Raw genomic sequence first — 21,738 nt, forward strand, 5'->3', positions numbered from 1 at the left:
TCGGGGGGCGGGCCTCATGCGTTTCCCCGCTCGTTGCGTGGCTCGTTCCGCGGCGGGCTGTTACGGGGTGACGGTGATGTTCGTCAGGCCGTTGCCGCCGGTCACGGTGTTGCTCGCGTGGACCGTCGTGGCGCAGCTCGCGCTGTGGTTCGTGACGTTGACCGCGAGCCGCTTGTCACCCGTCGAGCCGGACAGGTCCGAGGCGTTGTCCTCGAAGACGGTCCCGCAGCCCCAGCCGCTCTGCTGGGTGTGGGTCTCGTAGCCGTTGTTGGTCGTACGGGAGCCGTGGTTGCCCTGGACCAGGACGTCGTTGCCCTTCACGTCGACCCAGGAGTCGTCGTAGTTGGCGCCGGTCAGCCCGCTGCCGTCGAAGGTGTTCCCGACGATGCGCGTACCCGTGGTGCCTTCCTTGATGTCGACGTTCTCGCCGCCGACGCCCGGCCCGATGGTGTTGTCCAGGATCTGCACCCGGTCGCTCCGGTCGGAGAGGTCGCCCGCCGTGCCGACGTAGACGCCCTCGCCCATGCCGCGGCCGTCGTGCCCGGTGTCGTAGATCCGGGAGTTCCGGATGATGCCGTCGCTGCTGGACCTGCGGAAGTGGACGCCTTCCATGTCGAGGTCGTGCACGGTCACCGAGTCGATCACGACGCCGTTGGCGCCGTCGGCCATGATGCCCTTCTGGCCGCCCGTGACGGTGATGCCCTTCACCGTCCAGTACGAGGCCCCGTTGAGGTGCAGTCCGTAGCCGCCGCCGGCCGTGAGCACCGCCGCCGCGGAGCCCGTCAGGGTGATGCGTGCGGAGGCCGTGCCGGGGACGAGTGCCTTGAAGTTGCCGGTGTACGTGCCGTCCGCGAGGTGGATCGTGTCGCCCGGACCGGCGGCGGTGAGCGCCGACTTGAGCTGAGCGGCGGTGCTCACCTCGATGACCGTCGCCGCGCCTGCCGGACCGGCGGAGGCGAGGGCGAGCGTGCCGGTGGCGAGGGCGGTGACCAGCAGGGCGGGGAGCGGGGTGCGGGTGCGCATGGGGTGCCTTCCCGTGAGAGGTTCAGGACGTTCTCGTACATGAATGTGGGGCGAGTGTCTGAACTTGCTGCCCAGTGACGGTAGGGATGGGGTGAGGGCGTGTCAAGGTCTGGACCATTGCCCGATGGATCCCGGGCGCGGTGAACACAGGGAAACGTGTGAGATACACGAACAGCTGACGGCCCGAAACACACCCTTGCCAGGATCCCGGCAACCTCAAGATCCGAAGGGGAGCCGGGACATGACGCATGCTTCGCACCACTCGCCCGCGACACCGGGCGCGAGCCGCCGTACCTTCCTCCGTAACGTCGGACTCTCCGGCGGGGCGGGCGCGATGTTCGCCACCATGGGGGCACTCGGCCTCGCCCCCACCGCCCAGGCCGCAAGCCGCGAACCGGCCTTCCGTGCCCCCAGCAGCGGCGACTTCCATCTGAAGGGGAAGGCCGCCGCCAAGGTCGTCGTCGTGGGCGGCGGCATCGCCGGCCTCGCCACCGCCTACGAGCTCGGCAAGGCGGGCTACGACTGTACGGTCCTGGAGGCCCGGGGCCGCACGGGCGGCCGCAACTTCACCGTACGCGGCGGTGATTCCACCACCGACATCCACGGCGTCAAGCAGACCGCGCGGTTCTCCGACGGGCAGTACATGAACGCCGGGCCCGGCCGGATACCGCAGTGGATGGTCACCCTCGACTACTGCCGCGAACTCGGCGTTCCCATCGAGGTGTTCACTAACGTGAACGCCAACGCCTACCTCTACAACGAGAAGGCGGGCATGAAGGCCCCGGTGCGCTACCGCACCGCCAAGGCCGATGTGTACGGCTACGTCGCCGAACTCCTCTCCAAGGCCACCGACAAGGGCGCGCTCGACCGGCAGATCACCGCCGACGACCAGGAGCGGCTGCTCGATTTCCTCAAGGACTTCGGTGACATCGGAGACACCCTCGACTACACCGGCAGCCCCCGGCGCGGCTACCGCGTCGACCCCGCCGCCGCCGGAACCCCCGGGGAGGAGCTCGGCTCCGTCCCCTCCGCGTCCGAGGTCTTCGCCAGCGGCGTCGGACGCTACTTCGCCTTCGAGTTCGAGTACGACCAGGCGATGCTGATGTTCCAGCCGGTCGGCGGCATGGACCGGATACCCGCCGCACTGACCCGCGCGATAGGCGAGCGCAGGATCCGCACCGGCGCGGCCGTCACGGAGATCACCGACACCGCCCACGGCGTCACCGTCACGTACACCCAGTCCGGCCGCACCCACCGCATCGAGGCCGACTACTGCGTCGCCGCCCTGCCGCCCAACATCCTCGCCAAGACCGCCCACAACCTGGGCCCGGCCGTCCAGACCGCGCTCGAGGCCTGCAAGCCGTCCTCGGCCGGCAAGATCGGGCTGGAGTACCGGAACCGCTGGTGGGAGAGCGACCACCAGATCTACGGCGGCATCACCGAGACGGACATGGACCTGGCCCACATCTGGTACCCGTCCTACGGCCACCAGGGCCGCCGCGGCACCCTCATCGGGTACTACAACACCGGCTCCAACGCCGACGCGTACGCCGCCCTGACCCCGAGCGAGCGGGAGGCACGGGCCGTCGCGCAGGGCGTGAAGATCCACGGCGAGAAGTACCGTACGGAACTGGCCACCTCGTTCTCCCACCACTGGCGCCAGACCCCGTACCTGGAGGCCTCCTGGCACTCCCTGTCCGGCGGCCCCGACGCCCCGGTCTTCGCACCGCTCAACCAGGCAGCGGGACGGGTCTACTTCGCCGGCGACTACCTGAGCTACGCCGACGCCTGGCAGCACGGAGCGTTCACTTCCGCACGGAAGGCGGTCACGGCACTGCACACGCGGGTACTTGGGTAAACACCATGTGAAGGGGCACGGGCGGGAATGCCCGTGCCCCCCGGGACGTTCTTCTTCAGGAACACAAGGAGGAGCGGTAACCGTGCCTGATCCGCAGAGTTTGTACGAATGGGAGCCGAAGGGCCTGGCTGTCGTCGACATGGCGCTCGCCCAGGAGTCGGCCGGTCTGGTCATGCTCTACCACTTCGAGGGCTACATCGACGCGGGTGAGACCGGTGAACAGATCGTCGACGGGCTGCTCGAATCGCTGCCCCATCAGGTCGTGGCCCGTTTCGACCACGACCGCCTCGTCGACTACCGCGCACGGCGCCCGCTGCTGACGTTCAAGCGTGACCGCTGGTCGTCGTACGAGACCCCGACGCTGGACGTCCGGGTCGTCCAGGACGCCACCGGTGCGCCCTTCCTGCTGCTGTCCGGGCCCGAGCCCGACGTGGAGTGGGAGCGGTTCGCCGCCGCGGTCGAGCAGATCGTGGAGCGGCTCGGTGTCCGTCTCGCCGTCACCTTCCACGGCATTCCGATGGGTGTTCCGCACACCCGTCCGGTCGGCGTCACGCCGCACGGCAACCGCACCGACCTCATGCCCGGCCACCGCAGCCCGTTCGACGAGGCGCAGGTGCCCGGTTCGGCCGCGGCCCTCGTCGAGTACCGGCTGATGGAGGCCGGACACGACGTCCTCGGTGTCGCCGCACATGTGCCGCACTACGTCGCCCGTTCCGCCTACCCCGACGCCGCGCTCACCGCACTGGAGTCGATCACGGCCGCGACCGGACTCGTCCTGCCGTCCGTCGCCCACACCCTGCGCACCGAGGCGCACCGCACGCAGACGGAGATCGACCGCCAGATCGGCCAGGGCGACGAGGAGCTCGTCTCGCTGGTCGAGGGTCTTGAGCACCAGTACGACGCCGTCGCGGGTGCCGAGACCCGCGGCAACCTGGTCGCCGAGCCGGTCGACCTGCCGTCCGCCGACGAGATCGGTCTCGAATTCGAGAAGTTCCTGGCGGAGCGCGAGGGCGACAGCTGAGTCGGGCCGCGCCTCCTGCCAGGCCCTTTCGGCCTGTCGGGCCTGCTTCAGCAGTGCCGGGCTGCCGGCACTAGGCTGCCGCCCATGCTGAAAGTGGGCCTGACCGGCGGTATCGGCGCCGGCAAGAGCGAAGTGTCCCGGATGCTCGCCGGATACGGCGCCGTCCTCATCGACGCCGACCGGATCGCCCGCGAGGTCGTCGAGCCCGGCACCCCCGGGCTCGACGCCGTCGTCGGGGAGTTCGGCACCGGCGTCCTCACCCCCGAGGGGACACTGGACCGGCCGAAGCTCGGCTCGATCGTCTTCTCCGACGGCGAGCGCCTCGCCGCCCTCAACGCGATCGTCCACCCGCTGGTCGGCGCCCGCTCCGCCGAGCTGGAACGTGCCGCGGAACCCGGTTCCGTCGTCGTCCACGATGTGCCGCTGCTCACCGAGAACGGCCTCGCCCCGCTCTACGACCTGGTGATCGTGGTCGACGCGGCGCCAGAGACCCAGCTCGACCGCCTCGTACGCCTGCGCGGGATGGCGGAGCAGGAGGCGCGCGCCAGGATGGCCGCGCAGGCCACCCGGGAGCAGCGGCGCGCGGTGGCCGATCTGGTCATCGACAACGACGGACCGATCGAAGCTTTGGAACCGCAGGTCCGCGAGGTCTGGGCGGAGCTGCAACGCCGGGCGGCGGCCGGCTGAGTCCTCACCGACTTTCCGCACCACCCCGCTCCGCACCACCCCGCTCCGCWCCAYCCCGCCCCGCAGCGAGCGGGCCAGGGCCCCCGGGCCGGAACACCGGCAGCCGGGCAGACGTTCATCTGACGGTGGACGAGGGAAGGATGTGACCGTGCCCGAGAGGAACCCGGAAACCGACGTCATCGACTTCCGCGCGGCCGAGCAACTGCTCGCGGCGCGTGACCCGCGTGGCGCGGTCCAGCTGCTCGACTCGGTGATCGCCTCGCACCCGGAGAACACCGCGGCCCGGCTCCTGCGCGCCCGCGCCTTCTTCGCGGCGGCCCAGCTGCGCCCCGCCGAGCTCGAGTTCGAGCTGGTCCTCGAACGGGAGCCGGACAACGCGTTCGCGCACTTCGCCCTCGCCCGCACCTTCGAACGCTCCGGGCACCCGGAGCGGGCCACCCGCCACTTCCGGCTGGCGGCGGCGCTCGACCCGAACCCGGAGTACCTGAAGGCGGCCCGTTTCGACCCGGAGGGCTAAGGGGTCCACGCTCAGGGCCCGTACCGCCCCCGGCCCCCGTGATCGGGTTCGTACGGCGGGATGGAGCGGCCCGGCTGGTAGTGCGGGCCCTGGTGCAGGCGGTGGACGATCACCGCCAGATCCACCAGCACCAGCACCAGCAGCACCCCGCAGGCCGCCGCCCACCCCGGCCTGCCGGTCCAGGTGAACGCCGCCAGGCCGAAGACGGCCCAGGCCAGGCCCCATAGACTCAGCCAGAGCCGCATCCGCAGGGAACTGCGGGCAGTCGTCGGTTCACTACCGGTACGCATGGCGATCGCCTCTCCTACCAGCATGGACCCGCGACGGCGCGTGTGCGGTGTTCCGACGGAAGAAAGTGGGGGACGGCCGTGAACGGCACAGCATGGGGAGACGCCGCAGCCCGCAGGTCCCGCGTCCGTGGGTGTCTGCTGGGCGGGGCGATCGGGGACGCGCTGGGCAACCCGGTGGAGTTCCTGTCGCTCACCGGCATCCGCCGGGCACACGGGGAGCAGGGCGTACGCGACCTCACCGCGGACGAGGACGGCGTCACCGGACGCGTCACGGACGACACCCAGATGACCCTCTTCACCGCCGAGGGGCTGATCAGGGCGCACTCCCGGGCCATGTCCAAGGGCATCGGCGGCGCCGAGACGGCGATCATCAAGCACGCCTACCTGCGCTGGCTCGACACCCAGAACCATCCCGCGCCGCCCGTCAGCGGCGGGGACGACCCGGTCAGGACCGGATGGCTCAGGCAGCAGCCCTGGCTGTACGCACGCCGGGCCCCCGGAAACGCCTGCCTGACCGGACTCGCCTCCGGGCACACCCCCGACCCCAGGGGCCCCGTCGGGAAGCCGGGCCCCGTCAACAGAGACTCCAAGGGCTGCGGCACGGTCATGCGCTCCGCCCCCTTCGGCCTCACCGGGCAGCACCCCGCCCGCTGCTTCGAGCTCGCCGCCCGGTGCGCGCAGATCACCCACGGCCACCCCACCGGCGCCTACGCGGCCGGGGCGCTCGCGGCGATCGTCGCCCATCTGCTGGAGGGCGACTCCCTGCCGGGCTCCGTCCTGCGCGCCATGGACCTGCTGGCCCGCCACCCCGGGCACGAGGAGACGACCGCGGCCCTGCGCGGCGCCGTCGAGCTGGCCGCGCAGGGGGCGCCGAGCGCCGAGAAGGTGGAGTCGCTCGGCGCCGGCTGGGTGGCCGAGGAGGCCCTGGCCATCGCCGTGTACTGCGCCCTGGCCCTGCCGGGGCCCGGCCAGGCCGACGAGTCGCTGCTGCTCTCGGTCAACCACTCGGGCGACAGCGACTCCACCGGCGCGGTCTGCGGCAACCTGCTCGGCGCCCACCACGGCGACACCTGTCTTCCGCCGTCGTGGCTGGTGCGTACCGAGGGACGGGCCGTGATCACCGAGGTGGCCGACGACCTGTCCCTGGAGTTCGTCCACGCCCCCGCGTGGCCGGAGGGCCGCTACCCGGGATGCTGACCGGGCAGTGCGGTCAGCCGGCCAGCATCTTGGCGCGCAGGGTCTCCACGGTCGCCGCGTCGAGCTTCAGCCCTTCGCGTACGTAGGTGTCGAAGTCGCCGTAGATCTGGTCGGCCTCGGCGAACGCCGCGCGCAGCCAGCTCAGTTCGACGGCCTCCGGATCGCCGGTGTACTGGTTGCTGGCGAGGAAGTCCGCCTCGACGGTGGCCCGGGGTACGCCGAGCAGGGTGAGCAGGACGGCGGTGCCCCAGCCGGTGCGGTCCTTGCCGGCGCTGCAGTGGAAGACGGTGGCCCCGGAGTTGTTCGTGGCGACGGCGGTGACCAGGTCGTGGAACGCGTAGTCGGCGCCCACGAAGTTGACCATGAACGGGTAGCCGATGGACTGGCCCAGGTCGGAGGAGCCGGAGAAGAGACCGGCGGCGATGGCTTCGGCCAGCGTCATCAGCGCCGAGTCGTGGAACCGGATGCCATGGCTGAGCGAGACGACATCGGAGACCTGGTACGTGACCCCCGCGGGCAGCCGGTCGGGGGCGTCATGGCGCTCCTGGGCGTTGCGCAGGTCCACGTCGAGGGTCAGGCGCTGGGAGAGCAGGCGCTGCTGCTCGGCGTCGGTGAGGCTGTTCAGCTTGTTGGACCGGTAGACCAGGCCGGAGCGCACCCAGTGGCCGTCCGTCGTGCGGTAGCCACCGATGTCACGGAAGTTGCGGGCGGAGGCGAGCCCCAGGGAACGGTCGGCGACGACCAGGGGGCTGCCGCCGTCCGGGGCCAGGCGGAAGTACCAGCGCCCGGCCTCCGGGAGCGTTCCGGCGGGCACCGTCAGCGAACCGGTGCCCGGAGCCGTGCCGAGCGCGACACCGGACGTGGCGTCGGGGGAGGTGACGGCGGTGACCGTCACCGAGGCGGCCGGTGAGGCCCAGGAGAGGGTGTGTCCGCCGTCGGCCGCGCGCACGGCGCCGGCCGAGGTGAACGGGACCGCGGCCTGCGCGGTGGCCGTGGCCGCGGGCGGCGCGGCGAGGGCGGAGGGGGCCAGTGCCGTTCCGGCGAGGAGGGCGGCCGCGACGGCGGCTCCGGCGATGCGGTGCGTACGCATGGTGCTCCTTGTCTGTTCCCGTCTGCTTCCGGCGGGGAGGGGGGCGTCAGGAGATGGGCGTGGCGGTGCACGGAGTGGTGCCGCAGACATTGATGACACGGCCGGTGGTCAGGAAGGTGGCCTTCTGCTGACGTGCGGCGGGCGAGTTGCGGGGATCCTCGTGCGGGTCGTGCCCGTACCCGGGCCCGGCGGGCGGGGTGTTGGTGAGCGGAGGCGTGGGGGTGCCGCTGTCCCAGACGGTCATGGCCGAGCCCCGGTAGGGCAGTTGGCCGGCGTCGATGCGGCGGATGCCCCAGTACGGGACGGTGTCCGGGCTCCGGCCGGCGGTGAGCGCGGGGGACAGCAGGCGGGCACCGATGGTGCGCGCCTCGACGTCGGCGGCCGCGTTCGCGACCTGGTGGTCCCCGTAGGCGATGTGCATCAGCACCTGGTGATGGTCGGTGAGGTGGTTCGCGTACGCGTTCGTCTCACCGCGGTCCCACACCATCTGGAACAGCTGGAGGACGAGCTGCTGGCGCAGTTTGTCCGGGTAGGCGACGTCCAGGACCTGCTGGAACGGTGCGAAGTCGGCGCTCCGGTTCAGCAGCAGCCCGTAGTTCATGGCGGTGACGCCCAGCACCCCGCGCCGGATGTCGTGCGAGGCGGCGACCAGGGCGCCGCCGAGGATGCCGCCCTGGCTGTTCCCGTCGTACGCGAGACCGTGCCGGGTGTCGACGAGCGGGCGGCCCGCTGCCGTACGGAACGCCGGGTCGGTGCCCAGGCCCTCGGCGTGGATCAGGGCGCGGCCGAGGAACAGGGCGTTCAGCATGCCCTGTTCGCTGCGTTCGGGGACGGCCGGGAAGAGGTTCGGGTCGGCGAGCGCGGCGAGGACGACGGGGATGTCCTCCTTGGCCATGCCGATCCAGTCCGTCGCGCAGAAGGTGAAGTTGTGTTCGGCCGCCATGTCCTTGACGTTGCCCGCGCCGACCTCGGAGCGGGAGCCGAGCAGCCCGTGCCCGTAGAGCGAGGGATGGGAGGGCCGGCGGAAGGCGGAGCGGGGGATCTCGCAGCGGAACGTGGCGAGCTGGGTGTTGAGGGGAATTCTGCGGGGGACGCCGTCGCGGTCCCGGTTCAGTACGGAACCGGGCGGACCGCCGGGCAGATCCAGATAGCTGGGTACGGTGATCTGCCCGGTGACCTCGCGGGCGATCCGGGCGTCCTGGGCGGCGGTGAAGTCCGTGACGCCGGTGACGGCGAAGCCGGGTGAGCGGTCGCCGAGGCGGCGGAACGCGTCGTCGCGCAGGGTGAAGAGGTCGCCGGTGAGGCTGCGGGTGGAGGCGACGGTGAAGTCCCAGGCCAGGTGGAGCCCCGCGGTGGTGACCCCGGCCCTGCGCAGGGCCGCGAGGGCGGGGCGGAGGCGGTCCTGGCGGGCGCGCAGCGGGTCGTGCGCGGGAAGCCGCTTCCCGGCGACGGCGGCGAACGGGGCGCCCGCCGGGATCGTGCGGCCAGCATTGTCCTTGAGGTGGCGCAGGGCCACGGCGTAGTGGTGGCCGTCGTGGAGGCTGCGGGCCGGGTGGATCAGCAGGGCCCGGCGTGCCGGATCGGTGGCGTTGGCGTCGAGTTCGGCCCAGTACGGCCACCGCTCACCGGTGGTGGTGTCCAGGAGGACGACCGGGGCGTCCCGGTCGAGGGAGCGGCCGAGGTCGGTGAGCGGGGCCGCGCCGGTCGCCGCCAGGTCCAGGCCCGGCACCTGGGCGATCAGGGCGGAGCCGGGGGAGAAGCCGTCGGACCGGTTCCAGGCGGCCGGGTCGATGGCCGGCCCGGTCGTGGCGCGGGGCAGTACCGCGGGGGCGAAGTCCACCCGGCGGCCCGTGTCGGTGTCCGGGTCCGGCCGGGTGTACCAGTCGTTGGGGAACGGCAGCAGGCACTCCACAGGTGCCAGCGGATCGCAGCCCGTGGCTGACGGGTGGCCCGCCCGGGCCGCGTGGGCGGGCGGGGCGAACAGGGCGGCCGCGCCGAGCGCCGCCGCGAGCAGGCCGTGGAGCAGCCGCTGCCGCATGGGTCAGCTCCCCTGGAGGTGTGCGCCGATGATGCGGGCGTAGGCCGCCTCGCCCTGCCGGTTGGGGTGCAGCGGGGCGGCCGCCGCGGTCGGCACGTACCCCTCCAGCCACCGGTCCGACGGTGCCTGGCAGGCGTCGTGGCCCTTGCTCGGGGTGACGAGGTCGATGTACTCGGCGCCGTGTGCGGCGCTCTGCTCGGCGATCACCGTGTTCATCCGGTTGACGCTGCCCTGGAGGAAGTCGGCGTCCACCGGGAGCACGGGCTGCAGCGGCCAGCAGCCGCCCGGCTTGATGTAGAGCCCGTAGCCGGTGACGATCACCCGGGCCTGCGGCGACCGCTGGTGGATGCCGTCCAGTACGGCGGCCAGCCGGGGCGCGAACTCCGCGATGCGCTGCGCCACCTGGTCGACGCCGCCCTCGGTCAGCTTGTCCCTGCACGGGGTGGCGGTCGGGTCGAGCTGCATGCAGTCCTGCGCGATGCCGACCAGACCGGCGTCGTTCCCGCCGATCGTCAGGGTCACCAGGTCGGTGTCCGGGCGCAGCGCGTCGAACTGGGGGGCCGCCGACCCCATCGGGATGTCCAGCAGGGAGAGCGACTGCTTCTCCGTCATGTGCTTGGACTTGGCTCCGCTGCAGGTGACGTCGCGCAGCGAGGCGCCGATGCTCGCCGCCAGCTCGTGCGCGTAGTTGTGCGTGGAGCGGCCGCAGGCCACGGGTCCCGTGATGTCCGGGATGAGGGGCCCGGAGGCCATCGAGTCACCGAGCGCGACGTACGAGGTGGAGTCGCCGGCTGCGGCCGAGGCGCCGGACGCGCCGGTGGCGAGGCCCAGACCGGCCAGGGCGAGCGCGACCGCCGAGATTCTGACACTGCGACAGAAAGCTTGGGTACGGGCTGAGTTCACGGCAACCTCCGGTGGGGGCGGGCGAGGCATGGCGGGTGTCGCCGGTCATCATGCAGACTCGGACGCCGTCGTTTAACTGGTGGGTAACGCAGACTTCCGCGGGGGCTTTTGTGACGCATGACAAGGAGCGGGCCGCCGTGCGGGGCCCGGCGGCGTGGAGCGGAGCCGATGCGCGGCATCCGCTGTGCATCGGAGACCGCCCGGTGGCCGCCCAGTTGAGGGCCCGCGCCCCTGCCCTGACCATCCGCGTCGTCGCCCGGCTCCTCAGCGATCTGCCGGTCTACGCGGAGCTGCCGCACGAGGAGATCGCGGGCGACATCGCGGACATCGTCCAGCACAATCTCCGGCTCTTCGCCGACGTCGTCGAACACCGCAGACCCGCCACCGACACAGAACTGGCCCAGCAGCGCGACTCCGCGGCCCAGCGCGCGGAGGAGGGTGTGCCGCTCGACGCCATCCTCACCGCGTACCAGGTGGGGATCGCGATGTGCTGGGAGGAGACCGCCCAGGACGCCGGCCCCGGTGACCTGCCCGCCGTCCTGGAGATCATGGGCCGCATCATGGTCCTCCAGCAGCAGCTGATCTCCGCGGTGAGCGGCGCCTATCTGGAGGCCCGCCAGATACTGGACAGCCAGGAACACGGCGGCCGGCACGCCCTGATGGCCGCCCTGCTGACGGGCGAGGACCTGGAGCGCTTCACCCGGCGCACCGGACTGCGCCCGGCCGCCCGGTATCTGACGATGACGCTCGCGCTCGGCACGCACGACGACGAGGTGGTCCAGGCCCCGGGTCCCGGTGCGGCAGTGGCGGCCCGCCGGAAGATCCGCCGGATCCGCACGGCCCTGGACCGGTTCGCCGGTACGCCCGCGCTGACCGCTCTCGACGAGACGGGCGGCACGGTCCTGCTGCCCGTCGCCGAGCCGCCGCCGTGGAGCGGGCCGGGCGGGCTGGCCGGCCTGATCGCCGAAGCGGCCCGGGCCGCGGGCGTACCGGTCACCGCGGCGGCCGAGACCACGGAACCGGCGGCGGTGCCGGCCGCCGTGGCCCGTAACGCCGAGATCGTCGGACTCGTCGCGCGCAGCGGACGGCCTGCGGGTCTGTACCGGCTGGCCGACGTCCTGCTGGAGTACCAGCTGAGCAGGCCGAGCGAGGCCCTGGACGGCCTCGCTCGGCTTCTGCACCCGCTGGAGGCCAAACCGGAGTTGCTGCACACGCTGGAGACGTACCTCGCGCACGGCCTGGACCGCAGGGCGGCGGCGGCCGCGCTGCACGTCCACCCGAACACCGTCGACTACCGCATCCGGCGTATCGGCCGGCTGACGGGCCTCTCCCCGGCCCGGCCGGCGGACCTCCAGCACCTCAGCGCGGCGCTGGTCGCCCGCCGTTCGGTATGAGGCGCGGGGGCGGCGGCCGCAAGCGGTTCCCGCGGATCGGGGAACGGCGGCCACCGACCGTTCGTTCGGCCGGGTATGAGCGAACGAGTGGTGCGTGAGGGTTATTCGGGGACGGGGCCCGGTGAGATCACCCCGGACGGCTGCGCGGTCGAGCTGTACCGACGACTGGCCGTCGCCGACGAGCCGGACATCATCGCCGCGGCCGTCCCCGCCGGATCGAGCATGCTCGAACTGGGCAGCGGGGCGGGCCGGGTGACGCGTCCTCTGGTCGAGCGCGGGTTCGACGTCACTGCGGTGGACGAGTCGGCGCAGATGCTGGAGCAGGTGCGCGGCGCGCGCACGGTCTGCAGCCCCATCGAGTCACTGGACCTCGGTGACGAGACGTTCGACGTGGTCATGCTGGCGTCGTTCCTGGTCCATTCGGGCGACCACCGGGTGAGGGACGGACTGCTGCGGACCTGCCGCCGGTACGTGCGCGACGGCGGAGTGGTCCTCATCCAGCGCGAGGGCGAGGACTCCCGCGTCGGTCTGCCGCGCGAGCGCGTCCACCCGGCGGGGTACACGGTCCGGATCGTCTCCGCGGACCCCGTCGGCGACGGGGTGGACTCGGTGCTCTGTGTGTACGAGTTCCCGGATGCGCGCTGGACGCAGACCTTCCTCTCCCGGCCGCTGTCGAAGGAACAGTTCGAGGGCTACCTGGACGCGGCCGGGCTGCGGGTGGACCGCTATCTCACCGAGGACGGCACCTGGGTGAGGGCCGTGCCCAAGTAGCGGGGAGCCAGGGCGAATCCATGGGCGGCGCGGCGATGAGTTTTCGGCGGGGAACCGGTCTGACCTGGTGTGAGCGACACCGCACACCCATTCCCGAGGAGACCGCCATGTCCGAGAACCCGATGCCCGTATCCCCGTCCGCCGTTCCTGTCGCGCCCTCTGCCGCGGCCGGTCCCGCTCTTGCTCCGCCCTCTGCCGCGGCCGGCCACCGTGGCCGGGGTGCCGTCGCGCTGAGCGTGTCGCGCTACGTCCTCGCCCTGTTCCTGGGCTTCAGCGGAATCGCCAAGCTGATCGCCCATGAGTCCGCCATCGAGTCCTTCGACCGGATGGGCTGGAGCCACGGTGCGATGTACGTCATCGGAGGCCTGGAGACGGCCGGCGCGGTCGCGCTGCTGATCCCCGTCCTGGCCGGGGTGGCGGCCATCGCCTTCTGCGGGCTGCTCGCGGGGGCGTCGGTCGTCCAGCTGACGTTGCTGGACCCGCCGAACGCGGTGATGCCCGCGGTGCTCATCGTGGTGATGGTCCTCATCGCCCGGGACCGCCGGGACGGAACGGCGGCACTGGCCGCACGGGTCCGCCGCGGTGCGTGAGGCCGGCCGGGTGCGGACGTGCACCGGGTCGCGACCCGTCGGGGCCGCGACCCGGTGCACGTCCGCACCCGGCGTCCGCTGGATCGGCGGCTCAGTGCACGGTGGTGAAGCTGCGCCACGGCAGCGCGCTGGGCGCGTTGACGTCGGAGAGCGTGGTCGCCAGATACGTCGTGCCCGGACCGGTGCAGTCCCGCGTGCGGTACAGGATGATGTCGATCAGGGTCTCGTTGACCACTTCCTTGGCTCCCGCGGGGGCGAGCCGGTGGCATCCCTTCACCGAAGGGCTGTTCACCATGATCACGGCGTCCCGCTCGGTCGTGTAGATGACCGGGCCGACAGCGGTCCGGCCGAGGCCCGAGCAGCCTGCGACGGTGAGGGTCAGGAGCGCGGTCCCGGCGGCGATGCCGAGACGGCGGCGTCGGTGGTCGATCACGGGCATGGGCGGGTCCTCGTCTGTCTCGTCCGGCTCATCCGTACGCACTCCGTCACGCCACCCCGTACGCGGCGGAGCGACGTGCTGACGCTGGTCACCCTGCCCGCTCCCGGCGGGCCCGGCATCCGGGAGGAGGCCGGGCGGGGGACGGGAGCGCGGGCGGAGGTTCGCCCGCTGCCCAAAGGGGGCATAACGTGGTAATAGCGCTTTGTCTGGTGTGAGGCGCACGTTCGTTCCGGTATCTCCGGATGGCAGGGGGCCGTCATGGTCCAGGAGCTCTTGATCGCAGCGGTCGCGGCGGTGTCGGCGGGTGCTGTCTACACGGCGGCGGCCGCCCGGGTCGTCAAGCAGTACGAGCGGGGCGTGGTGCTCAGGCTCGGCCGCCTCCGCAACGATGTGCGCGGGCCCGGATTCACCATGGTGCTGCCCGGCGTCGAGCGGCTGCGCAAGGTCAACATGCAGATCGTGACCATGCCTGTGCCGGCGCAGGACGGGATCACCCGGGACAACGTCACGGTGCGGGTGGACGCGGTCATCTACTTCAAGGTGGTGGACGCCGCGAGCGCGGTCGTGGAGGTCGAGGACTACCGGTTCGCCGTCTCGCAGATGGCGCAGACGTCGCTGCGTTCGATCATCGGCAAGAGCGATCTGGACGATCTGCTCTCCAACCGGGAGAAGCTCAACCAGGGGCTGGAGCTGATGATCGACAGCCCCGCGGTGGGATGGGGTGTGCAGATCGACCGGGTCGAGATCAAGGACGTCTCGCTGCCGGAGACGATGAAGCGTTCCATGGCCCGCCAGGCGGAGGCCGACCGTGAGCGGCGCGCCCGGGTCATCAACGCGGACGCGGAGCTCCAGGCGTCCAAGAAGCTGGCCGAGGCGGCATCGGAGATGTCGGCCCAGCCCGCAGCGTTGCAGCTGAGGCTGCTCCAGACGGTGGTGGCGGTGGCGGCGGAGAAGAACTCCACCCTGGTGCTGCCGTTCCCGGTGGAGCTCCTCCGCTTCCTGGAACGGGCCCAGCAGCCTGCGCCGCCAGAGGCCGTGGACCGCGCGCCGGAGGCGCCCGCCCCGCCTGCACAGGCCGAGCCCTCCACACAGGCCGAGCCCTCCGCCCCGTCGGCCCCCGGGCATCTGCGTCCCGCCCCGCGGGCGGCCTCGGCCCCGGCTTCGGGGCAGCCCCGTTCCACCGGCTCGAAGCCCCTCGCCAGGCACTGACCCGCCGGCCCGTCGGCGTCGGGCCCGCCGTACGCACGGTCACGCCCGGTCATGCCGGGTCACGCTCCGGCCGCCGCCGGACCCCGTACGAGTCGCGGGCCCGGCGGCGGCCGGTCCGCTGTCAGACCCCCCGCCTAGACTCGCGAGTCGAAGGGTTCCCGTGACCGCCGCGCTGACCAGGCACGGAGGACCGAGGACACCACGGCCCACGACCGGGCCCGGACGGGAAGAGGGAGGGGCCGATGGGCACTGCACCGCCGCCGCACGACGCGGCCGCCGGCCGCCTGCTGCGCTGCGCCGCGGTCTTCCTCCCGGCCGCGCTCCCGCGCGACGGCCGCATCGCGTTCTGGGACCCGGAAGGACACCCCCTGCCCGACCGGGGTGACCTCTGGGCCCCGGCCACCGGGAGCGGAGCTGGCCCATCCGCACCCGCCGAGGCGGACGGCTCGGGCGTGCGCACCTCGGAGATCACCGTCGTCCGGCGCCACGGCGCGCAGGGGGACATCCGGCCGAGCACCGTGCCCGCCCTGCTGCTCCCCCTGGCCGAGGCGGTACCCCTGCTGGCCCGGGCCCGCCACCTACGGTCCGCGCACCCCGCCACCCGCTGCTGGGGCGCCGCCGCGCTGCACGCGCTCCACCTCGTCTCCCGCGGCCGGATGCTGCCCGGCCTGACGGCCGACGATCACGACGCCTGGCGGGCCGGACCGCGTGACGCCGAGGACGTCGCCCATCTGCGCGCGGTCGCCGCGGGAGCCAAGGAAGTGGTCAACGAGACCCTGATCGACATCATCCTGTACCGCACGCGGGACTGCACCGGTCCGGGCACGACGTATCTGGCGACCACGCTCTCCGACGTCAACGCGCCCAGCGCGCTGCCGTGGCGCAGCTTCACCACCGTGCACTGAGCCGCCGATCCAGCGGACGCCGGGTGCGGACGTGCACCGGGTCGCGGCCCCGACGGGTCCCGAGCCGTCCGCCTCGGCGGGTGCGGATGGGCCAGCTCCTTCCTCGACGCGGTGGCCGACACCCTGCCCCGCACCCCCGCGGCCGCCTTCGCCATGGGCGCGCCCTTCGCCGCCCGGGAGGGCCGCCATCTGCCCGGCGTCCGCGAGTGGGCCGTGGAGGTCGCGGCCGGGCTGGACGCGGGCGTACGGGTGTCGCTGCGCCTGGACCTCTCCGCGTACGAGCTCTTCGACACCGAGGACCCGGCCGGCCCGGCGGAGGACCGGGACGAAGGCGCGCCGGCCCCCGCGCGGCACGCCGGCGCCGCCATCACACAGGTGCACAGCCTCGCCGATCCCACCTACGTCGTCGACGCGGCCGCCCTGTGGAACGGCTCGGCGGGCGAGCCCTTCGGCCCGCGGGCCCGGATCGACGCCGTGCTCGCCCTGCGCCGCGCCGCCCGCGTCTGGGCCCCGCTGGAACGACTGCTGGACCAGCCGGTCCCGGACGTACTGGCCCTCACCGAGGACGAGTTGCACGAACTGCTGGGCGTCGGCGGTGCGCGGCTGGCCGCCGCCGGGGTGAGCGTGCACTGGCCCAGGGAGCTCGCCCGTTCGCTCACCGCGGAGGCGGTCGTGCGGCCCGCTCCGGGCTCGGCCACCGACGGCACCTCGTTCTTCGACGCCGAACAGCTCTTCGCGTTCAACTGGCAGCTCTCGCTGGGCGACCAGAAGCTGACCGAGGCCGAGATGGACGTGCTCGCCGAGGCACACCGGCCCGTGGTGCGGCTTCGGGACCAGTGGGTCGTCGTCGACCCCGCGCTCGTCCGCAAGGCACGCAAGCGCGAGCTCGGCCTGCTCGACCCGGTGGACGCCCTCGCCGTCGCACTGACCGGCAGCGCCGAAGTGGACGGCGAGCAGGTCGAGGCGGTGCCGGTCGGCGCGCTGGCCGAACTGCGCGCCCGGATCATCGAGGACGACGCCGTCGTCCCGCCGCCGCCCGGCCTCGACGCCACCCTGCGCGACTACCAGCTGCGCGGTCTGGCCTGGCTGGACCGGATGACGTCGCTCGGCCTCGGGGGCTGCCTCGCCGACGACATGGGCCTCGGCAAGACGATCACCCTCATCGCCCTCCACCTGCACCGCGCCCACCCCGCACCCACGCTCGTGATCTGCCCCGCCTCGCTGCTGGGCAACTGGCACCGGGAGATCAACCGCTTCGCACCCGGCGTCCCCGTGCGGCGCTTCCACGGCACCGACCGCACCCTCGCCGAGCCCGACAACGGCTTCGTCCTCACCACGTACGGCACGATGCGTTCCAGCGCCGCCGAACTGGCCGCCCACAACTGGGGACTGGTCGTCGCCGACGAGGCACAGCACGTGAAGAACCCGCACTCCTCCACCGCGAAGGCCCTGCGCACCATTCCGTCCCCGGCCCGGGTCGCCCTGACCGGCACCCCCGTCGAGAACAACCTCTCCGAGCTCTGGGCCCTGCTCGACTGGACCACTCCCGGCCTGCTCGGACCCCTCAAGGCCTTCCGGGCACGCCACGCCCGCATCGTGGAGAACACCGGAACGGCCGCCGGCATCGCCAACGACGAAGCGGTCGAGCGGCTCTCCCGGCTGGTCCGGCCCTTCCTGCTGCGCCGCAAGAAGTCGGACCCGGGCATCGCCCCCGAGCTGCCGCCCAAGACGGAGACCGACCACCCCGTCTTCCTCACCCGCGAACAGGCCACGCTCTACGAGGCCACGGTGCGCGAGACCATGGCGTACATCGAGGCGTCGGAAGGCATCGCCCGGCGCGGCCTGGTCATGAAGCTGCTGGCCTCGCTCAAACAGATCTGCAACCACCCCGCGCAGTATCTGAAGGAGGAGCCCACCCGCCTCACCGGCCGCTCCGGGAAGCTCGCGCTGCTCGACGAACTCCTCGACACGATCCTCGCCGAGGACGGCTCCGTGCTCATCTTCACCCAGTACGTGACGATGGCCCGGCTGCTCTCCGCCCACCTCACCTCGCGCGCGATCCCCTCCCAGCTCCTGCACGGCGGTACGCCGGTGCCGGAGCGGGAACGGATGGTGGACCGCTTCCAGTCCGGCGAGGTGCCGGTCTTCCTGCTCTCCCTCAAGGCAGCGGGCACCGGGCTCAACCTCACCCGGGCCGCCCACGTCATCCACTACGACCGCTGGTGGAACCCGGCGGTCGAGGAGCAGGCCACGGACCGCGCCTACCGCATCGGGCAGACCCAGCCGGTCCAGGTGCACCGGCTGATCGCCGAAGGCACCGTCGAGGACCGGATCGGCGAGATGCTGCTGGCCAAGCGGGCACTGGCCGACGCCGTGCTCGGCACCGGCGAGACCGCGCTGACCGAGCTCAGCGACCGTGACCTGGCCGACCTCGTCTCGCTCCGGAGGCCCTCATGAGCCCCCGCCCCCACTCCTCCGGCGCACGGCCCGTCGCCCGGTCCCGCCCCGGTCCCGACGACCTGCGGCGGACCTTCGAGGCCGTGCCGGCGCGCACCTCCGGCGACGAGCAGCCGTTCGCGGACAGCTGGTGGGGCCGGGCATGGGTGACGGCGCTGGAGGACCTCTCGATGGACGCGCCCCGGCTGGCCCGCGGCCGCGCGTACGCGGACAGCGGCAACGTCGCCGCGATCACCGTCACGCCCGGCCGTGTCGTCGCCTACGTGCACGGCAGCCGCCCCCGGCCCTACCGCGCCGAGCTCCGGCTGCGTACGCTCACCGACCCCGACTGGGACACCTTCCTCGACGCGGTCGCCGCCCGCCCCGGCCACCTCGCCGCACTGCTCGCCAAGGAGATGCCGCACTCCCTCGCCGACACGGCGGCCGCCGCCGGCATCACCCTGCTCCCCGCGGCGGACGACCTCGACCCCGGCTGCTCCTGCCCCGACCGCGGCTGGCCGTGCAAGCACGTGGCGGCGCTCTGCTACCAGATGGCCCGGCTCCTGGACGCCGACCCGTTCGTCCTCCTGCTGCTGCGCGGCCGGGGCGAACGCGAACTCGTGGAGGACCTCGGCCGTCGTAACGCCGCCCACTCCGCGCGGGAGCGGCCCGTGGCACCCGCCACCCCGTCGGTACCCGCCCAGGAGGCGCTCTCCGACCGTTTCCTGCCTCCTCTGCCCGCCCCGTTCCCGGTGGAGCCGCATCCGGGGCAGCCGCCCTCGTACCCCGAGTTCCCCGGCGCCCGGGACCCCCTGGCCCTCGACCAGCTCGCCACCGACGCGGCGGCCCGCGCCCACGCGCTGCTCAGTACCGGAACCGACCCGCTCGCCGGGTTCACCGCCTGGCAGGACGCGGTCCGGCTGGCAGCCGCCCGCCCCACGGCAGGACTCACCGCCACCACCCGCGCCCTCTACCGCGAACTGGCCTCGGCCACCGGCCGCAACACCACCGACCTGGCCCGTGCCGTCGCCGCCTGGCGTCAGGGCGGAGCCGAGGGACTCGCCGTCCTGGAGACACCGTGGGACCCCCCGGCCGGCCCGTTCGACCGCGCCCGCCCGGCCCTCGCGGCGGCCGGCTTCCCGCGCTTCCAGCCCTGGCGCAACCACCTCACCCACCCCGGCGGCACACTCCAGCTCCGCTTCGGCCACGACGGCCGGTGGTACGGCTACGAATCGGACCCCGGCGAGGACGAATGGTGGCCCAGGGCCGCGCCGGACTCCGACCCGGTGGGCGCGCTGCTGGAACTCAGCGGCGGCTGACCCCGCCCGCGGATCGGCTGTCCAGGAAGACAAGCAGACGGTCGATCAGCTGTTCAGGAAGACCAGCAGGCCGATCAGCAGCACCGCGACGACGGGCAGCACGATCATCCGGGCCTTGCGGAACGACTCGTCGTCCTGCTGCGCGAGCCCACGGCCGGCACCGTGTGCGGACGCCAGGTGCTCCCCGGCCATGTCGAGAAGCCGCCGGGTCGTCAGGAGGGACGGCGACCAGTCGCAGTGCGTACAGACGAGGAAGTCGCGGTACGGGTCGTATCTGAAGTCCCGCTCGATGTTGACCGTGAAGACCTGCCCCTCCTCGGTCGTCGCGGTGAAACGACGTACAGGCGTGCCCATCCGGTGTGCTCCCTGGAGGTCGACGTACGGTGTCAGGCGTCCGGCCGCGGAACAGTACCCGACAGCGCGGGCACCGTTCCGAGCGGGTCGTCCGAGGGCGCCATCGGGGACGGCGGCAGGGAGCGGGCCGGGCCGCGGCGACGAGGAGAGGGAAGGGGAGAGGGAAGGGGGCGAGGGCGAGGGAAGGGGAAACGGTCAGGGATCAGAAGTCGGCCGTTGTGCGCTCCTCCAGCCGCGCCACCGAGTCCTGGGCGTACGCCTTCTCGTACGCGTTGCGGATCCGTTCGATCTGCGGATCGCGCAGCCGGGCCTCGGACGCCGGGTAGAGCAGGGTCAGTTCGTAGCTGCGCTCCCGCTCGATGACTCCGTTGGAGTCCCGCCACTGGCCCCGGCCGTCCTGGATGGTCAGCCCGTTGGGGAAGCGCGGGGTGACCTCGGCGTCGATGAAGGCCAGGAACTGCCGGTCGGTCACATCCGGCCCGCCGTCGGGACGTTCGGTGCCGAAGAACAGCCGGGTCTCGATGTACGCCTTGCCGCGCGCGGCAGCCGCCGGCCGGGCGCCCGCGGGGGAGTCGGCGCCCAGGGCGGCGTAGGCGACGGGCGTGCCCACGGCCAGGACGGCGAGACCCGCCGCGGCCGCGGGGAACGCGGCACGACGACGCGGGCGACGGCGGCCAGCCGGGGAGCGGTCGGACGAGCCCGGGTCGTTCGCGGCGGTGGGATGGGGCAGGCGGGACATGGGAGAGGCCCTTCGTTCCGGAATCGGGGCAGGCGCGGACGCGCGGGGCTCACTGTGGCAAGCCGCCCACGTCCGGCAGCGGCGGCGCAGGGGCGTCGCGCGGAAACCACCCGAACGGGCGGGCGCCGGTCCCCGGGCCATTCCGGGGCGTCAAAAACCGCTGGTGCGGGCTGTGTTGCTCTTGCTAGCTTCCTGGACGTGGCGAAACTCAATCAGATCATCGCAGTGGAGAAGGGCGTCAAGTCCAAGGCTCACCAGGACCTGACGGCGGCGCATCACGGCCTCCAGAAGGCGGGACTGCTGGCCGGGATCTCCCGGACATACCAGCCGAAGGACGAGGAGGGCGAGCAGTTGCCGCCCGAGTCGACCCTGGTGCAGATCAAGGCCGAGGACGTGCTGCGGGAGACCGCGGCGACGCTGACCCGCCTCTTCGACGTGACCGCCACGAAGGACTGGGCCAACTGCGCGGCCCGCGCCGATGTCTCGGTCGACGGACGCGTACTGGTGAGCGACGTGCCGGTGTCGTATCTGCTCTTCCTGGAGAAGCAGCTCACCGACATCAACACCTTCGTCCGCAAGCTCCCGGTGCTCGACGCCTCCGAGGCGTGGTCCCAGGACCCCTCCACCGACTCGTGGAAGACCGAGCCGGTGCGGACCCTGCGGACGAAGAAGGTGCCCCGCAACCACGTGAAGGCGGAGGCCACCGAGAAGCACCCGGCGCAGGTCGAGGTGTACTACGAGGACATCCCCATCGGCTACTGGACCACGGTCAAGTTCTCCGGGGCGCTGCCCGCGCGGCGGATCAACGAACTGCTCGACCGCGTGGAGAAGCTCCAGCAGGCCGTGAAGTTCGCCCGCGAGGAGGCCAACGGTGTGGACGTCACGGACCAGCGGGTGGGTGATGCGGTCTTCGGTTACCTCTTCGGATGAGGTGACCGACCATGGAATCCCCGGCGGC

At 72.5% G+C, this 21,738-nt stretch carries 20 protein-coding genes and 1 pseudogene; 13 read left to right on the forward strand and 8 right to left on the reverse strand.

The window, feature by feature from the left end; genetic code table 11:
• Positions 1-60 precede the first annotated feature (60 nt).
• Positions 61-1,023, reverse strand: a complete 963-nt coding sequence (locus EAO72_RS04125) for a right-handed parallel beta-helix repeat-containing protein (protein ID WP_148015837.1) — start codon at positions 1,021-1,023, stop codon at positions 61-63.
• A 334-nt stretch (positions 1,024-1,357) separates the two neighbouring features.
• Between EAO72_RS04125 and EAO72_RS04130 the strand changes: the two genes are divergently transcribed.
• The 4 genes from EAO72_RS04130 (at position 1,358) to EAO72_RS04145 (ending at position 5,106) form a co-directional block, all read left to right on the forward strand.
• Positions 1,358-2,881: a flavin monoamine oxidase family protein gene (locus EAO72_RS04130; RefSeq protein WP_187284952.1), complete on the forward strand. Its 1,524-nt coding sequence runs from the start codon at positions 1,358-1,360 to the stop codon at positions 2,879-2,881.
• A gap of 82 nt (positions 2,882-2,963) precedes the next feature.
• Positions 2,964-3,902 (forward strand): PAC2 family protein, encoded by a 939-nt coding sequence (locus EAO72_RS04135; protein WP_187284927.1) that lies wholly within the window; start codon positions 2,964-2,966, stop codon positions 3,900-3,902.
• An 84-nt stretch (positions 3,903-3,986) separates the two neighbouring features.
• A complete protein-coding gene (gene coaE, locus EAO72_RS04140; RefSeq protein ID WP_148015839.1) occupies positions 3,987-4,589 on the forward strand; it encodes a dephospho-CoA kinase in 603 nt (200 codons plus the stop codon).
• Positions 4,590-4,737: 148 nt separating this feature from the next.
• Entirely contained in the window at positions 4,738-5,106 is a 369-nt protein-coding gene (locus EAO72_RS04145; RefSeq protein WP_148015840.1) for a tetratricopeptide repeat protein, read from the forward strand.
• An 11-nt stretch (positions 5,107-5,117) separates the two neighbouring features.
• Here EAO72_RS04145 and EAO72_RS04150 read toward each other — a convergent pair whose 3' ends face one another.
• Complete coding sequence (locus tag EAO72_RS04150) at positions 5,118-5,396, reverse strand: DUF6343 family protein (protein WP_148015841.1); 279 nt, start codon at positions 5,394-5,396, stop codon at positions 5,118-5,120.
• 78 nt (positions 5,397-5,474) lie between these two features.
• On the opposite strand from EAO72_RS04150, the gene EAO72_RS04155 reads away from it, so the two are divergent.
• Complete coding sequence (locus EAO72_RS04155) at positions 5,475-6,593, forward strand: ADP-ribosylglycohydrolase family protein (protein ID WP_148015842.1); 1,119 nt, start codon at positions 5,475-5,477, stop codon at positions 6,591-6,593.
• 13 nt (positions 6,594-6,606) lie between these two features.
• On the opposite strand, the gene EAO72_RS04160 is transcribed toward EAO72_RS04155, so the two are convergent.
• Genes EAO72_RS04160 through EAO72_RS04170 form a run of 3 tightly spaced genes read right to left on the reverse strand, consistent with a single transcriptional unit; the run spans position 6,607 to position 10,624 of the window.
• Entirely contained in the window at positions 6,607-7,683 is a 1,077-nt protein-coding gene (locus EAO72_RS04160) for a tyrosine-protein phosphatase (RefSeq protein WP_148015843.1), read from the reverse strand.
• A 46-nt stretch (positions 7,684-7,729) separates the two neighbouring features.
• Entirely contained in the window at positions 7,730-9,721 is a 1,992-nt protein-coding gene (locus tag EAO72_RS04165) for a hypothetical protein (protein ID WP_148015844.1), read from the reverse strand.
• Positions 9,722-9,724: 3 nt separating this feature from the next.
• Positions 9,725-10,624 (reverse strand): SGNH/GDSL hydrolase family protein, encoded by a 900-nt coding sequence (locus EAO72_RS04170; RefSeq protein WP_148015845.1) that lies wholly within the window; start codon positions 10,622-10,624, stop codon positions 9,725-9,727.
• Between the two features lie 182 nt (positions 10,625-10,806).
• Here EAO72_RS04170 and EAO72_RS04175 point away from each other — a divergent pair, with 182 nt between their 5' ends.
• The 3 genes from EAO72_RS04175 (at position 10,807) to EAO72_RS04185 (ending at position 13,379) form a co-directional block, all read left to right on the forward strand.
• Complete coding sequence (locus EAO72_RS04175) at positions 10,807-12,018, forward strand: PucR family transcriptional regulator (RefSeq protein WP_148016410.1); 1,212 nt, start codon at positions 10,807-10,809, stop codon at positions 12,016-12,018.
• Positions 12,019-12,093: 75 nt separating this feature from the next.
• On the forward strand, positions 12,094-12,789 hold the full coding sequence (locus EAO72_RS04180) for a class I SAM-dependent methyltransferase (protein ID WP_148015846.1): 696 nt from the start codon (positions 12,094-12,096) through the stop codon (positions 12,787-12,789).
• 107 nt (positions 12,790-12,896) lie between these two features.
• A complete protein-coding gene (locus EAO72_RS04185) occupies positions 12,897-13,379 on the forward strand; it encodes a DoxX family protein (RefSeq protein WP_148015847.1) in 483 nt (160 codons plus the stop codon).
• A 91-nt stretch (positions 13,380-13,470) separates the two neighbouring features.
• Here the strand turns inward: EAO72_RS04185 and EAO72_RS04190 are convergent, their stop codons facing one another.
• Positions 13,471-13,818: a hypothetical protein gene (locus tag EAO72_RS04190; protein ID WP_148015848.1), complete on the reverse strand. Its 348-nt coding sequence runs from the start codon at positions 13,816-13,818 to the stop codon at positions 13,471-13,473.
• Positions 13,819-14,076: 258 nt separating this feature from the next.
• On the opposite strand from EAO72_RS04190, the gene EAO72_RS04195 reads away from it, so the two are divergent.
• From EAO72_RS04195 to EAO72_RS04205, 4 genes and pseudogenes are all read left to right on the forward strand, one after another.
• Positions 14,077-15,027: a slipin family protein gene (locus EAO72_RS04195; protein ID WP_261991312.1), complete on the forward strand. Its 951-nt coding sequence runs from the start codon at positions 14,077-14,079 to the stop codon at positions 15,025-15,027.
• A 242-nt stretch (positions 15,028-15,269) separates the two neighbouring features.
• Positions 15,270-15,776, forward strand: a pseudogene (locus EAO72_RS43980) (ATP-dependent helicase); the annotation flags it as partial.
• Between the two features lie 267 nt (positions 15,777-16,043).
• A complete protein-coding gene (locus tag EAO72_RS04200) occupies positions 16,044-18,389 on the forward strand; it encodes a DEAD/DEAH box helicase (RefSeq protein WP_261991313.1) in 2,346 nt (781 codons plus the stop codon).
• Entirely contained in the window at positions 18,386-19,687 is a 1,302-nt protein-coding gene (locus tag EAO72_RS04205; protein WP_148015849.1) for an SWIM zinc finger family protein, read from the forward strand. The genes EAO72_RS04200 and EAO72_RS04205 overlap by 4 nt, the downstream gene beginning before the upstream one ends.
• Before the next feature lie 45 nt (positions 19,688-19,732).
• Here EAO72_RS04205 and EAO72_RS04210 read toward each other — a convergent pair whose 3' ends face one another.
• Both EAO72_RS04210 and EAO72_RS04215 read right to left on the reverse strand, forming a co-directional pair.
• Positions 19,733-20,041: a hypothetical protein gene (locus EAO72_RS04210; protein WP_148015850.1), complete on the reverse strand. Its 309-nt coding sequence runs from the start codon at positions 20,039-20,041 to the stop codon at positions 19,733-19,735.
• A gap of 202 nt (positions 20,042-20,243) precedes the next feature.
• Positions 20,244-20,780 (reverse strand): DUF3574 domain-containing protein, encoded by a 537-nt coding sequence (locus EAO72_RS04215; protein ID WP_148015851.1) that lies wholly within the window; start codon positions 20,778-20,780, stop codon positions 20,244-20,246.
• Between the two features lie 198 nt (positions 20,781-20,978).
• On the opposite strand from EAO72_RS04215, the gene EAO72_RS04220 reads away from it, so the two are divergent.
• The gene (locus EAO72_RS04220) at positions 20,979-21,710 is read left to right on the forward strand and encodes a DUF7873 family protein (RefSeq protein ID WP_148015852.1); all 732 of its coding nucleotides are present in this window, start codon (positions 20,979-20,981) and stop codon (positions 21,708-21,710) included.
• The last annotated feature ends 28 nt before the right edge of the window (positions 21,711-21,738 follow it).

The sequence above is a fragment of the Streptomyces sp. OR43 genome, from assembly GCF_008042275.1.
Taxonomy (GTDB): Bacteria; Actinomycetota; Actinomycetes; order Streptomycetales; family Streptomycetaceae; genus Streptomyces.

Coding starts and splice junctions, on each gene's coding strand:
- EAO72_RS04125 (WP_148015837.1), bottom strand. CDS start 1,023: ATGCGCACCCGCACCCCGCTCCCCGCCCTGCTGGTCACCGCCCTCGCC.
- EAO72_RS04130 (WP_187284952.1), top strand. CDS start 1,358: ATGTTCGCCACCATGGGGGCACTCGGCCTCGCCCCCACCGCCCAGGCC.
- coaE (WP_148015839.1), top strand. CDS start 3,987: ATGCTGAAAGTGGGCCTGACCGGCGGTATCGGCGCCGGCAAGAGCGAA.
- EAO72_RS04150 (WP_148015841.1), bottom strand. CDS start 5,396: ATGCGTACCGGTAGTGAACCGACGACTGCCCGCAGTTCCCTGCGGATG.
- EAO72_RS04160 (WP_148015843.1), bottom strand. CDS start 7,683: ATGCGTACGCACCGCATCGCCGGAGCCGCCGTCGCGGCCGCCCTCCTC.
- EAO72_RS04165 (WP_148015844.1), bottom strand. CDS start 9,721: ATGCGGCAGCGGCTGCTCCACGGCCTGCTCGCGGCGGCGCTCGGCGCG.
- EAO72_RS04180 (WP_148015846.1), top strand. CDS start 12,094: ATGAGCGAACGAGTGGTGCGTGAGGGTTATTCGGGGACGGGGCCCGGT.
- EAO72_RS04185 (WP_148015847.1), top strand. CDS start 12,897: ATGTCCGAGAACCCGATGCCCGTATCCCCGTCCGCCGTTCCTGTCGCG.
- EAO72_RS04190 (WP_148015848.1), bottom strand. CDS start 13,818: ATGCCCGTGATCGACCACCGACGCCGCCGTCTCGGCATCGCCGCCGGG.
- EAO72_RS04195 (WP_261991312.1), top strand. CDS start 14,077: ATGGTCCAGGAGCTCTTGATCGCAGCGGTCGCGGCGGTGTCGGCGGGT.
- EAO72_RS04205 (WP_148015849.1), top strand. CDS start 18,386: ATGAGCCCCCGCCCCCACTCCTCCGGCGCACGGCCCGTCGCCCGGTCC.
- EAO72_RS04210 (WP_148015850.1), bottom strand. CDS start 20,041: ATGGGCACGCCTGTACGTCGTTTCACCGCGACGACCGAGGAGGGGCAG.
- EAO72_RS04215 (WP_148015851.1), bottom strand. CDS start 20,780: ATGTCCCGCCTGCCCCATCCCACCGCCGCGAACGACCCGGGCTCGTCC.